Below are 13,390 nucleotides of genomic sequence, written 5' to 3'. Positions count from 1 at the left end.
AGTAATTGCCGAAAAAACAAGTATTAAAACATTATATTTTAAAAAATGAAGCACGAAGCTAGAAAGTCTAAGAAGATCTACCTTACGATGTGCTTAAAGGGAGTGGCGAATATGTTATTAGAGATCAAGGGCTTATCAGGAGGATACGGATCTAAAACTGTCCTTCATGATATCAATATTGAAGTGGATCAAGGGGAACTTGTGGGTTTAATCGGATTAAATGGTGCGGGGAAATCAACGACGATTAAACATATCCTCGGTCTATTACCGGTCAAGACGGGATCGGTACGAATCAACGGATTAGATTTAGCGACGAACGAAACCGAGTATCGTCGCCAAGTCGCGTATATTCCGGAACAGCCGATGTTATATGAACAACTAACGTTACGGGAGCACCTTCGTCTGATGGCGCAAGGATATGATGTCGAAGAAGTAGTAGCGATAGAGCGAGCAAATCACTATGCTGAACGCCTTCGAATGACGAAACAACTCGAGTGGTTTCCAAGTGTTTTCTCAAAAGGGATGAAACAAAAAGCGATGATTTTATGTGCACTCGTCACAGGGAGTGAGCTGTTAATCGTTGATGAACCGTTCGTTGGACTTGATCCACTGGCAATCCGAGAGTTGCTTCAGATTTTCAGTGAACTCAAGCAGGAAGGTAAGGGGATTTTAATGTCGACGCATATTCTCGAGACAGCAGAGCGTCACTGTAATCGATTCGTTCTTTTACATGAAGGGCATATTGCGGCAGAAGGGACGACAGCTGCTTTGCGAGCTCGCTATGGACTACAAGATGGAACGCTCGATGATCTGTACGTTGCCGCGATCGAGGAGGCGGAACGATGAACAGCCAGTCCTTATGGAAGGAACGGTACCAAGCAGCGATGACGGAAACGGTGAAATATACACGATATATGGCGAATGGTGGACTGTTATTTACCGTCTACTTTGTCATTTTATACGCATTAGTCGTCTACGGCCGTTTCCTCGACCAACTCGACCCATCGTTTCCAGGTCGATTCGTCATGGCAGCCCTATTTTTGATTTTGCCGCTCTACCGGACAAGCCGAACGTTTCTTGTCGAGGCAGATCAAGTATTTCTATTACCCGTATTAGCGAAGTTATCAAGTTTCATGCAACAGGTGCGAGCGTATAATGCGATTTTTGGCATCATTCGTGCTGTGATTCCGTTTCTAGCAGTCGTTGTCCTCTATGTTCGGACGGAACAGACGACGCCGTTTGAACTTGTCTTAATGGGCGTAGCTCTTGCCCTATTCGGAGCGGCAGCGAATTTGTCGAAGCTTGAAGGTATCGCGCATCGGACGGTGTTATTGTATGCGTTTGGAGCAGCACTACTCGTTATCATCGATATGGCGTGGATAACGATCGTCGTTGCCTTACTGTTAATGGTCGTCCTTCATCTGAAGCGTCAGGAGCATCTCCCGTTACGCGAATGGATTGCGCTCGAACAGGAATCACGTGATCGTTTTTATCGACTGGCCAACTGGTTCGTCGATGTGCCGCATCTATCGGCAACGTATAAACGCCGTCGTCTCTTAAGTAAGATGGTCGAACAAATTCCACATCGCGCTCAAACGACATTCGATTATTTATATGTCAAACAGTTCCTCCGGAGTGGGGACGGCATCGGATTGATTGTGCGTCTCACGCTGATCGGGGCTGTGTTCATGTGGTTAGCGAGTGGTAACGAGTTGTTCGTTGCGCTTGCAATTCCTGCGTTTGCAGGATTGACAAGCTTTCAACTAGCACCGTTTACGAAGGCAGTAGACCAACATCTGTTGACTCGTCTACTACCGTTTGGAAATGCTGTACAGGCGAAACGGAAAATCATCCGCTTCGCAGCAATCAGTCAATGCATTGTCTTGACGCTACTTGGATTCTTTTTAAGCGGATCCATCTATGTCGTGGGTGGCGCAGCCTTGGCACTTGTGATCGGTGAGTATTATGCACGAAAATGATAGACAATTAGAAAGAGCCTACGCAACGAATCCATTGCGTAGGCTCTTTCTATTATCAATCATTAGTTAACACGTTCGTTTGAGAGGTCTTCTTCTTCGACCATACGTAATTCTTTGCTGACAGGCGCAGGGAGATCGTAAGAAGATTGACCATGTTCCGCAACGTCCAGTCCGCGGAGTTCATCTTCGCGTGTGATCCGAAGACCAATCGTAAGGTCGAGAACTTTTAAGAATGCGTAACTCAAGACGCTGACGATGACGATAGCAAAGACGACACCAAGGGCTTGAACACCGAGTTGCGTAAAGCCACCTCCATAGAAGAGACCAGCTTGTCCGATCCCTGTGATTTCAACGAGTCGTGGTGAAGCGAAGAATCCAGTTGCGAGTGTACCCCAGATACCAGCGACGCCATGAACGGAGAAGGCACATAATGGATCGTCGACGCGACTTGCGAGAAGAATGCTCGTCCCATATGTGATGACACCAGCGAGGAAGCCGATGACGACGGCTGCCCACGGTTCGACGAAGGCACAGGCTGCTGTGATGGCAACGAGTGCAGCTAACACACCGTTGATGATCGAAGGGATATCTGCGACACGACGGTGCCAGAACGAGATGGCAAGAGCTCCGAGGGCACCTGCTGCAGTCGCAAGTAACGTCGTCAAGGCAACGTAGCTAAAGAACCCGTCTGCGATCGTTAATGTCGAACCGGCGTTGAAGCCGAACCAACATAACCAGAGGATGAAGGCACCAACGACAGAATAGATGACGTTATGTCCGAGTAACGGTGTTTTTTCAGCACCGATTCGTTTCTTAAGCAGTAAAGCTGCAACCAGGGCAGCAATCCCACCTTGTAAGTGGACGACCGTTGATCCGGCGAAGTCTTGCATCCCGAGCGAACCAAGGAATCCACCTGCCCAAACGGAACGTGCGATGATCGGATAGATGATGGCAACGAAAAACGTTCCGAACAACAGGTAGACGGATAATTTAGCGCGTTCTGCGAATCCGCCCCAAGCGATCGCGAGGGAGACAGCAACAAACGAGAGTTGGAAGAGGAACTTCACATCAATCGTGATATTCGACCAATCCAGGCTGCTAAATCCTCCATGTAAGAAGAATCCTTCCGTTCCGATAATGGAATTACCATCACCGAACGTTAATCCGAATCCGATGGCCCAAAAGGCGAGAGCGGCAACCGAGAAGCTGATGATTTGTTTGACGGCGACGTGCCCCGCGTTCTTCGCCCGTAACATCCCTGTTTCCAGAAGTAAGAATCCGATTTGCATCGTAAAGACGAGTAGTGCTGCGAATAAGACATAAAACGTGTCGACTGAGATAGCGAGTTGTTCCAGTTTCATTGTCGTTCCTCCTTTATCCATTTAAAGTATGTGTTTACTTTAGACGGAAACACTTTCGAAGAAACGTGTTGTGTCAGAAAATCTGACATGGTATTTTTGTGGAAAGGAGTGACGAAGATGAACTACCGCGAAAAAAAGGTGATGTCGATCGGGATCGTCTGTGAATTAACCGGATTATCAGAACGTCAGATTCGTTACTATGAGGAACGGAAGTTGATCTTTCCAGAACGGACGAATGGAAAGACACGAAAATATTCGTTTACGGATGTCGAGCGACTCGTTGAAGTCGCAGAAAAAATCGAGGATGGTTGGCGCACGCACGAAATTCGAGAAAAAGAACGCAAGGTAACGGAACAGCAACGTTCGGACTTGATTCGTGGTCAGTTAAACGCTGCATTCGGTCTTTACAAGAAACAGTGAACATTTCATGAACTGGTAACAGAACTGTCATTTTGTAAACGATTTATTGGCACAGACTTCTTAATTTCAGATATAATGTTTCTGTGTTCACAAACTTATCGTACGTTTTTTTGGGGCGTTAGAACGAGTATAAAGGGGTAGTTATGATGAAGAAATTCAATGATACGTTTTTGCGGGCGATCCGTGGCGAGCAGATTGATCACGTTCCCGTCTGGTACATGCGACAAGCAGGTCGTTATCAAGCGGAATATCGTGAAATCAAGAAGACACGGACGCTTTTCGAGATCACACATGACTCGGAGCTAGGCGCATATGTGACAGAACTACCTGTAAAACAATTAGGAGTCGATGCAGCGATTCTGTACAAAGACATCATGACACCACTTCCATCGATGGGCGTTGACGTCGAAATCAAGAGTGGTATCGGTCCAGTCATCGCGAACCCGATTCGCACGATGGCAGATGTTGAAGCACTGCAACCTTTCAACCGTGAAGATATTCCATATATCTATGAAACGATTCGTTTGTTACGGGAACGACTCGAAGTACCGTTGATTGGTTTTTCCGGGGCACCATTCACGCTTGCGAGCTATATGATTGAAGGTGGACCTTCAAAGGGATACCATAAAACGAAAGCATTGATGTATGGACAACCTGAGGTATGGCATGCCTTAATGGAGAAACTAGGTGACATGGTCATCGATTACATCAAATCACAAGTAGATGCAGGGATCCAAGCGTTCCAAATCTTTGATTCATGGGTCGGAACGACAAGCCGGAAAGATTATGTGCGTTACATCAAGCCGACGATGGAACGCATTTTCACGGAATTAAAAGATACAGGCGTGCCGATGATCATGTTCGGTGTAGGTGCGAGTCATTTGGCAGAGGAATGGCACAGCTTACCGCTAGACGTCGTTGGACTCGATTGGCGTTTGTCGATTGATGAAGCACGCGAGCGTGGACTGACGAAACCCGTTCAAGGAAACCTCGACCCGTCTTATCTGTTAGCACCATGGGATATCCTCGAAGCGAAAGCGAAGGAAATTCTCGACATGGGAATGAAACAACCAGGGTTCATCTTTAACCTCGGTCACGGGATCTTCCCGGAAGTTGATCCAGAAGTATTGAAGCGTTTGACTGCATTTATCCATGATTATTCGAAAGAAAAAATGGAGGTAGGAAAATGAAGACGTTAGGATTACTTGTCATGGCGTATGGTACGCCGTATAAACCAGAAGATATCGAGCGTTATTATACGCACATCCGCCGCGGACGCAAACCGTCTCCAGAAGCATTGGCAGAGTTGACGGAACGTTACGAAGCGATTGGTGGTGTCTCACCACTCGCACAAGTCACGATTGACCAGGCAGAAGAGCTACATCGTCAATTGTCTGAGAAATATGCTGGTGAAATCGAGTTCAAACTCTATCTTGGTCTGAAACACATCGAGCCATTCGTTGAGGATGCTGTCGAGCAAATGGCAAAAGACGGCATTACGGAAGCGGTCACAGTCGTTTTAGCACCACACTATTCGACGTTCAGTATTCGTTCATACAACGGTCGTGCGAAGGAAGTCGCGGATCAACATGGTATTCGTCTCGCATCTGTCGAATCGTGGTACAAAGAAGAAGCATTCCTCGATTGGTGGGGAAAAGAAATCCGCAAGACATTCGACGCTTTACCAGTACCTGAAGAAAAAGCCGTTCTCGTCGTTTCAGCGCACAGTCTGCCTGAGAAAATCATTGCAAACGGCGATCCGTACCCTGAACAACTGAAGGAAACTGCTGAGTTGATCGCGCAACGTGCTGGTGTACCGCATATGATCACAGGCTGGCAATCGGCTGGACAAACGCCAGAACCATGGCTTGGACCAGATGTTCAGGACTTGACGCGGGATGTCTACAAAGAAAAAGGATATGAAGCGTTCGTTTACGTACCAGTTGGTTTCGTAGCGGATCACCTAGAAGTACTGTTCGATAATGACTATGAGTGTAAAGTCGTCTGTGACGAACTTGGAATCCATTATGCGCGACCTGTCATGCCAAACGCGGATCCAGCTTTCATGAAAGCTGTCACGGAAGCCGTCGCGAAACAGGTGGGTAGTTATGTCAAGTAAACGTCTCGTCATCGTGGGCGGTGGTATATCAGGGCTTGCAGCCGCCTATTATGCAGAGAAACAGTTTCCGGAGATGAACATCACGTTACTCGAGGCAGAAGGTCGTCTCGGTGGCAAGGTGGCAACATATCGGGACGAAGGATTGACGATCGAGCGTGGACCAGATTCATATGTCGCACGAAAACACGTACTAACGGATCTCATCGAAGAGATCGGATTAGGGGAGCAACTCGTTCGCAATAACACGTCGCAAGCGTATATCTTGGATGCGCGCGGACTCCACCCGATTCCAAAAGGTGCCGTCATGGGCATCCCGACGGATCTAGAGTTATTCGCAGAGACGTCTCTGTTGACGGAAGAAGAAAAAGCAGAGGTGACAGACCGCTTGCTTCACCCCGCTCCTGATTTGACGATTCCGGAAACAGACATTCCATTAGGGGAATACCTGCGTCCGCGTCTTGGAGATGCGCTCGTCGAGAAGTTGATCGAACCGCTTCTTTCAGGTATCTATGCGGGTGATATCGACCGGATGAGTACGTTCGCGACCTATCCGCAATTTGTAGCGAATGAGCAAAAGGCAGGAAGTTTGTTCGAAGGAATGCGTCTCATGCGTCCGCTTGATCAACAACAAGGTCCGACGCTCAAAGCGACAGGTCAATTCCTATCACTTGCTACCGGACTCGAATCCCTCGTCGAACGGCTAGAAGAGGTGCTTGAACGGACGGAGATTCGTCTTGAGACACCACTTCGCTCGATTGAACGAGAAGAAGACGGACGGTATCGTCTCGAAACGGATCATGGTCCAGAGTATGCCGATGATATTTTGTTAACGATTCCGCATCGCCAAGTCGTCTCCTTGTTACCAGAAGTGACGCTTCCAGGGCTTGCGAACCTATCGACACACTCGACAGCGACAGTCACGTTGATTTTTGATAAGGAAACGGCGTTACCGATCGATGGAACAGGATTCATCGTCAATCGTCGGGCGCCATATTCAATCACAGCGTGCACGGCGATTGATCAAAAGTGGAATCATGCAGCACCGAATCATACTGTACTCCGAGCCTTCATCGGTCGCCCCGGAAAAGATGCGCTTGTCCGTGAATCAGACGAAATGATTGAACGCGTCGTCTTAGAGGATCTTGAAACCATCTGTGGTCGTTCGTTGCAACCGGAACGTGTCGTCATCAGTCGTTTATTAGACGGCTTACCGGCCTACACGGTAGGACATGCACAGCGGATTCAAGAAGTGCGAGAAATCGTCGCTTCTCACTATCCACACATTCATTTAGCCGGACTTGCTTATGATGGTGTTGGATTGCCAGACTGTGTGGCAGGCGTCAAAGCGACACTTGAACACATGGCTTTACAACAACCGGAACCATGTAAAGAATCATGACACACCTAAACCTTTTTGAAGCTAGCAGTGCTTCAAAAAGGTTTTTTTGTCTTCAGAAGAATGACACGGAAGGAAACGGGAATAAGAGACAAAGGAATCAAAATCGAACGATATCGTTGAAACGGGAGGGAATCGTATGGTGGAAGTATGGAGTACGTTCACGATCATCATCGTCTACGGATTGCTCATCATGAATATTTTGGCGGTCCTGACGGTTATTTTTCTCGAACGGCGCGATATTGGAGCGACGTGGGCATGGGTATTCATCTTGTATTTTATTCCACTCGTTGGATTTCTCGTCTATCTATTTTTCGGAAGACTGTTGAAAAAAACAAATTTTTATCGTATCACGGATGAAGAACAACTGGAGCAAGATAGACGGATTACCTTACAGAAGAAGGAACTAGCGACGATGGGGCGACACCCGATGATTCAAAAGCACCGAGATATGATTCGGATGAACCTGGTGTCGAACGGTTCCCTGCTCAGTCTCTCGAATCAACTCCAGATTCTTTCGGATGGCGAGCAAAAGTTCAATCGGATGATTCAAGATATCCGTCAGGCCGAGCATGAAGTGAACATCCAATACTACATTATTCAAAAAGATCGTCTCGGATTAGCATTGATTGATACATTGACCGATTGTGCCAGTCGGGGGATCAAAGTCCGTCTCTTGTATGATGCTGTCGGATCACGAAGTCTCAAACGGACGGATTTTAAGGATTTACTCGCACACGGAGGAGAAGTGTTTGCCTTTTTCCCGTCGACGATTGGATTCGTTAATTTTCGATTGAACAATCGGAATCACCGTAAATCCTGTATCATCGACGGTCGAATCGGCTACATTGGTGGGTTTAACGTTGGTACGGAATATCTCGGGATCGATGAAAAGTTCGGCTACTGGCGGGACACACATTTTCGCTTGGAAGGTGACGTCGTTCATGATCAACTCGACCGCTTTATTCTCGACTGGAACCAAGCAAGTGACGTTTACACGGAAAAATCTTTGTTTTACTATGGAACGCATAAAATTCAGGATATATTACCGATGCAAATCGTCACATCGGGTCCTGATTCTCGTTCAGAGTATTTGAAGCTTGCCTTGATCAAGATGATCAACGAAGCAAAGCGGACGATTTACATCCAATCGCCTTATTTCATTCCAGACACGAGTTATTTAGATGCATGTAAGGCAGCCCTTCTGTCCGGAGTGGAAGTCCGCATCATGATTCCGAACAAACCGGACCATCCATTTGTTTACTGGGCAACGACTGCTGCTGTAGGGGAGTTGTTATCGTACGGAGCTAAAGTCTACACGTATGAACCTGGATTTTTACACGCGAAGACGATCGTCGTTGATGGCGAGATTGCTTCAGTCGGGACGACGAATATCGATGCGCGAAGTTTTCGGCTGAACTTCGAAATGAATACGATCGTCTATGACCAGGCAGTAGCGATTGAACTAGAACGTCTCTTCCTCGCTGATTGTGAGGTATCAAAGCTCATGACGATCGAGTCGTATACCGCGCGTTCAAGAACGATCAAATTCAAGGAAAGTATTTCGCGTTTGTTATCACCGATTTTGTAAACCGCGTTTACGACCAGTCAAAATGTGAAAAATGGTATAGTGGTATGGAAATAGAAAAAGAGGAGAGTGAAGACGATGGCAAATCCAATCAAACTACTCGTATCAGACATGGACGGAACCGTTCTTTCGGGCAAGCAACGAATTGAACCGGAGACGATTCAGGCAATTGAAGCAGCACGCGAACAAGGTGTCGAGTTTGCAATCGCAACAGGACGTAACTACTTAAATGCTAAAGAACTGACGGACGCAGCAGGAATCCACTGTCCGATTATTGCTTCGAACGGAGCACGTGTGATGACCGTTGATGGAGAAGAGTTGAGTGCGACGACGTTGACAACGGAACAAGCACAGCAAATTTACGGCATCATTAGCCAATACGAAGTTTTCTTTGAGATGTTCTGTGATCAAGGACTCGTGACAGCACAAGGAGCGACGATCGACGCAGCCTATGATTCGCTGAAAGAGTTAAGTGAAGAAAGTGATCGGGCGAAACAAGTGCTTGATTTCTTCCACGATCGTTATTATGTCCACGAAGACGTCAAGATGATTGATGGATTCCGGTCGTACATCCGTAACCAAGCGGGAAAAGTATTTAAATTCATCTCATTTTCGTTTGATCAAGAATTAATGAAAAAAATCTGGCAGGAAATCGAGCAGAAGGTCGACGGTGTCTATGTCACGTCGTCAGGACACGATAACATTGAAGTCATGGCAGTTGGTGCCGATAAAGGAACGGCGGTTAAAATCCTCGCAGACCATCTCGGTGTGCCAATCGAACAGGTTGCTGTCATCGGTGATAATCTGAACGATCTTCCAATGTTCAAAGTTGCCGGTAAGGCGATTGCAATGGGAAATGGTCATGATGAGGCAAAAGCGATTGCCCATCACGTGACGAAATCAAATGATGAGCACGGCGTCGGATATGCGATTCAGCAGTTGGCGTCCCGCGCTTGGTAAGGGGGACGTTTCATGTTTAAGGCATTCAAGGAATTCGCATTTCGAGGAAATGTGATCGACTTAGCGGTCGGAGTTATTCTTGGTGCTGCGTTTAGTGGAATCATCAAGTCGCTTGTCGACAGCGTCTTTATGCCACTGATCGGTATCATCATCGGGGGCATTAATGTCAAAGGATTGTCGGTCATGGTTGGAAATGCAGAGTTGCAGTACGGTCAATTTCTTCAAGCGAGCATCGAGTTCTTGTTGATTGCCTTTGCGCTGTTTATCTTTGTCAAAGGAATCACTTCATTCCGGAAGAAGGAAGAAGTCATCGAAGAAGAAGCGGTACCAACGACAGAAGAAAAATTATTGACAGAAATCAGAGATGCCTTGATTCATCAAAATAAATCATCGACGAAAAATTAACGGATACACCAAAGGCTGACTCAAAAGTCGACCTTTATCTCGTAACAAAAAGAATGACGCGTCACACGTCACTCCTACAGGAAAAAGCGCATTATGTGCTGTCAGAGATAAACAAGCCAGTTTTCCTGCTTGAATGAAGCAGAAAAACTGGCTTGTGTCTCGCCTGAGGAAAGGGCGTGAAAAGACGCGTCATTCTTTTTTAAATCATAAAATTTCGAGTAATGCATTTTCAGAGCAGACTTGTAACGAAAGCTGTTTTTTCATTCCTTGATCAAATGAGATTTCTAGCACGTCGTCAACCAGGTGCAAGACGGTTCCGGCACCAAATGCTGTATGCGAGACACGCATGTTCTCAGTGATCGGTAGAGGAGGAACGCTAGCTCGCGCTGTAACAGCAGTTCGCTTGCGCTCTACTTTTCGTTTTGAAGCATCGGGCGTGACGAGGCGATGAACGTCTTCGACGAATGGCGAAACATCAAATGATTTCGATTTAAAACGGTAGGACAGGAGATGTAGTTCGTACCGCGCTCGTGTCATCCCAACGTAAAACAAACGTGCAGCTTCCTCCATATCATCGAGTTGTCCATTCTTGTACGCCTTGATCGTATCAGCCGATGGAAGAATACCTGCAACGAGATCAATCATGAAGACGCGATCGAATTCAAGTCCCTTCGCACTGTGAAAGGTCGAAAGGGTGACCGCGTTTTGATTTTTATTTTGTTTCGCATCACGCATCAACTGTTCGAGATGCGCGATCCGCTCACGAAAGGCGAGTAACGTCGGTACATCACTTGCGATGTTATCGATCGTATTTAATGTCTCAAGCAGGTGATCGAGACTAAAACCGAGACTCTCACTCATTTTTCGTAAATTCTTTTCGTAGCCCAATTCATGACGAATCAGAGAAAGGGCAGCAGATGGTCGAACGGTCTGAATGGAAGCGAACGTACGCTTCATTTGTTGAAGTTGTTTCTTTTGATAAAACTTCATCTCAATTTTGTTTATGAGTAAATCAAATACAGATTCACCTGTACCGAACTGTTGCAATTGAGCCAGTTGCGCTTTTGAGATATATCCGGCAAATTTCGTATGGATAGTTGCTAACACATCGATATCTGTCGGATCTTGTGCGAATGTCATGAAATTTAAAATATCCTTCAAAATCCAATGACTGAAGAATTTATGATCAACATCCTTAATGTAGAAAGGAATGTTTGCTTGATCTAACGCATTCATGACGTTAATCGAAGAAGCATTGTTGCGATATAAAATGGCCACCTCGCGGTAATTCGTTTCCATTCGTAACTGATTCAATAAATAACGAGTCTGATCTTCATAGGTCGGTAACGTCTCTAAGATGATCGGACGAACAGCAGCGTTCTGTGTGAACATCTGTTTCGGATAGCGTGCTTTATTGCGCTGAATGAATTGATTCGCAACGGATACGATATCTTGAGACGAACGATAGTTTTGTTCCATGTAGAGGACTGTCGCGTTTGGATACGTGTCCTTAAAGTGCAAAATTTTAGAAGCGTCCGCGCCACGCCAGCTGTATAGCGTCTGATCATCATCTGCAACGACACAAAGACGGTTATGCGGTAAGGCTAACTTTTCGACCAATTGATGTTGGACGAGCGATGTGTCTTGACTCTCATCCGTTAGGATATAGTCGAAGCGTCGCTGATAATGTTGCAACAGACGACGGTCTTGCTCCAAAATCGTATTCGCATACGTCAACATATCATCAAAGTCGAGTAACGGATGCAGAGGATCACGCGACTTGAATTGTTCATATGCTACATAGATATCAGGGAAATGTTTGATCGTCGTCGGTACTGCCTTGATTTCCTTTAAAGAAAGGAGACGGTTCTTGACAAAGGAAATCATCCGTAACAACTCATCCATCTGATCATCGGTAATGACACTCCGATTAATTTCCTGAAAAATACGTCGCAGTAACATCCGTTTATGTGGTGCATTCGGATGTTGTTGATCCATTGGTCCCTCGATGATCGTGTAGGAGAGACGTTGCTGGGAAGTATGATCCCGGACGACTTGAAAAGCAAAGCTATGAATCGTCGAGAATGCCGCTGTCGTTCCAATTAATTCGTGAAATAGATGATAAAAACGATCCGCCATCTCGCGAGCTGCTGCTTTACTGAAGGTCAGTCCAAGAATACGATGCGGTTCAATTTTTTTTTGTAAAATCAAATAGGCAATCTTAAAATTAAGGGTCGTTGTTTTTCCAGAGCCGGGTGAGGCGAGTAACAGCAACGGACCATGATCATGTTCGATTGCCTGTTGTTGGACAGGATTCAGTTGAATGCCAGTCAATCGCTCCATCTGTTCGAAAAAATCTTCATGCATGATACAGTTCACCTCGAGCGTTTAATTTCGTGTCCATTAATTCGAACTCTCCCTAGTGTAGCATTTTTAATGATCGGATTGGATTACCGAGAGACGAACCGTGGAATAAAGAGACATAAGACTACTGGATGTTATGTAAGAGGAGTATCTCTAAAAGACTAGGCAAATGGTCACAAAAACATTAAAATGGGAATAGATGTAAGAGAGTACTCTCTTGTCCTGTACAAAGAGGGAAGGCGGAATGAGAATGTCTGTAGTGAAATTACACATGTATACAAATGAACATTATGAACAATGTGAGGCGTTCATTCTTCCGGAGGAACAAGTTCAGTTTACTTCTTTTCCAACGGATGTCGTCACGGATGCGGTTGCGCATCCCGATAAGTTCCCAGTCGTCATCAAAAAAGACGAGCTCGTCGTTGGATTTTTTATTCTCCATCTCAATCCCCCTAAAACACATCGAACGGATGAACAAAGTGTCCTTTTACGTGCCTTTTCGATTGATGAACGGCATCAACACCAAGGGTATGCTAAAGAGGCGATGATGCAGTTACCGGAGTTCGTCCACCATCACTTCCCAGAAGTCACAGCAATTACACTTGCGGTTAATAAAAAGAATATCGCTGCAAAATCATTGTATTTCAAGACGGGATATGTCGATACATTACAATCTGTTATGGGTCCAATCGGAGAGCAGCATATCCTCGCCTTCGATTTAGAAAAGGAATCACGATTGAAACAGTGAAGCAAAAAAGCATTTTCCTGATTCTATTCAGGAAAATGCTTTTTTGTTAT

The 13,390-nt window shown here is 46.0% G+C and carries 12 protein-coding genes; 10 read left to right on the top strand and 2 right to left on the bottom strand.

Annotation, left to right across the window (positions count from 1 at the left end; all coding sequences use genetic code 11):
- The first annotated feature begins 111 nt into the window (after positions 1 to 111).
- Together ACHWTJ_RS12865 and ACHWTJ_RS12860 are read left to right on the top strand one after the other, a co-directional pair.
- Positions 112 to 846 carry an ABC transporter ATP-binding protein gene (locus ACHWTJ_RS12865; RefSeq protein WP_294743263.1) on the top strand — a complete coding sequence of 245 codons (735 nt, stop codon included), beginning with the start codon at positions 112 to 114 and terminating at the stop codon, positions 844 to 846.
- Positions 843 to 1,979, top strand: coding sequence for an ABC transporter permease (locus ACHWTJ_RS12860; RefSeq protein ID WP_394679809.1), 1,137 nt, complete (start codon positions 843 to 845; stop codon positions 1,977 to 1,979). The genes ACHWTJ_RS12865 and ACHWTJ_RS12860 overlap by 4 nt, the downstream gene beginning before the upstream one ends.
- A gap of 62 nt (positions 1,980 to 2,041) precedes the next feature.
- Here the strand turns inward: ACHWTJ_RS12860 and ACHWTJ_RS12855 are convergent, their stop codons facing one another.
- The gene (locus ACHWTJ_RS12855) at positions 2,042 to 3,340 is read right to left on the bottom strand and encodes an ammonium transporter (protein ID WP_294743259.1); all 1,299 of its coding nucleotides are present in this window, start codon (positions 3,338 to 3,340) and stop codon (positions 2,042 to 2,044) included.
- Between the two features lie 117 nt (positions 3,341 to 3,457).
- Between ACHWTJ_RS12855 and ACHWTJ_RS12850 the strand changes: the two genes are divergently transcribed.
- The 7 genes from ACHWTJ_RS12850 to mscL all read left to right on the top strand — a co-directional run bounded on the left by ACHWTJ_RS12850 (position 3,458) and on the right by mscL (position 10,228).
- A complete protein-coding gene (locus ACHWTJ_RS12850) occupies positions 3,458 to 3,760 on the top strand; it encodes a MerR family transcriptional regulator (protein ID WP_023467353.1) in 303 nt (100 codons plus the stop codon).
- A gap of 143 nt (positions 3,761 to 3,903) precedes the next feature.
- Positions 3,904 to 4,950, top strand: a complete 1,047-nt coding sequence (gene hemE, locus ACHWTJ_RS12845) for a uroporphyrinogen decarboxylase (RefSeq protein ID WP_294743258.1) — start codon at positions 3,904 to 3,906, stop codon at positions 4,948 to 4,950.
- The gene (gene hemH, locus ACHWTJ_RS12840) at positions 4,947 to 5,879 is read left to right on the top strand and encodes a ferrochelatase (RefSeq protein WP_394679808.1); all 933 of its coding nucleotides are present in this window, start codon (positions 4,947 to 4,949) and stop codon (positions 5,877 to 5,879) included. The genes hemE and hemH overlap by 4 nt, the downstream gene beginning before the upstream one ends.
- Entirely contained in the window at positions 5,869 to 7,278 is a 1,410-nt protein-coding gene (gene hemG, locus ACHWTJ_RS12835) for a protoporphyrinogen oxidase (RefSeq protein WP_394679807.1), read from the top strand. The genes hemH and hemG overlap by 11 nt, the downstream gene beginning before the upstream one ends.
- A 136-nt stretch (positions 7,279 to 7,414) precedes the next feature.
- Positions 7,415 to 8,866 (top strand): cardiolipin synthase, encoded by a 1,452-nt coding sequence (gene cls, locus ACHWTJ_RS12830; RefSeq protein ID WP_394679806.1) that lies wholly within the window; start codon positions 7,415 to 7,417, stop codon positions 8,864 to 8,866.
- 75 nt (positions 8,867 to 8,941) lie between these two features.
- Positions 8,942 to 9,823, top strand: coding sequence for a Cof-type HAD-IIB family hydrolase (locus tag ACHWTJ_RS12825; RefSeq protein WP_087679759.1), 882 nt, complete (start codon positions 8,942 to 8,944; stop codon positions 9,821 to 9,823).
- A 12-nt stretch (positions 9,824 to 9,835) separates the two neighbouring features.
- The gene (gene mscL, locus ACHWTJ_RS12820; protein WP_394679805.1) at positions 9,836 to 10,228 is read left to right on the top strand and encodes a large conductance mechanosensitive channel protein MscL; all 393 of its coding nucleotides are present in this window, start codon (positions 9,836 to 9,838) and stop codon (positions 10,226 to 10,228) included.
- A gap of 204 nt (positions 10,229 to 10,432) precedes the next feature.
- On the opposite strand, the gene ACHWTJ_RS12815 is transcribed toward mscL, so the two are convergent.
- On the bottom strand, positions 10,433 to 12,595 hold the full coding sequence (locus ACHWTJ_RS12815; RefSeq protein WP_294747810.1) for an ATP-dependent helicase: 2,163 nt from the start codon (positions 12,593 to 12,595) through the stop codon (positions 10,433 to 10,435).
- 247 nt (positions 12,596 to 12,842) lie between these two features.
- On the opposite strand from ACHWTJ_RS12815, the gene ACHWTJ_RS12810 reads away from it, so the two are divergent.
- Positions 12,843 to 13,340: a GNAT family N-acetyltransferase gene (locus ACHWTJ_RS12810; RefSeq protein ID WP_294747807.1), complete on the top strand. Its 498-nt coding sequence runs from the start codon at positions 12,843 to 12,845 to the stop codon at positions 13,338 to 13,340.
- Positions 13,341 to 13,390 lie beyond the last annotated feature (50 nt).

Source organism: uncultured Exiguobacterium sp., from assembly GCF_964277885.1.
Taxonomy (GTDB): domain Bacteria; phylum Bacillota; class Bacilli; order Exiguobacteriales; family Exiguobacteriaceae; genus Exiguobacterium_A.
Note: the sequence above shows the minus strand (reverse complement) of the source record. Positions and strands in the feature narration are given on the sequence as shown.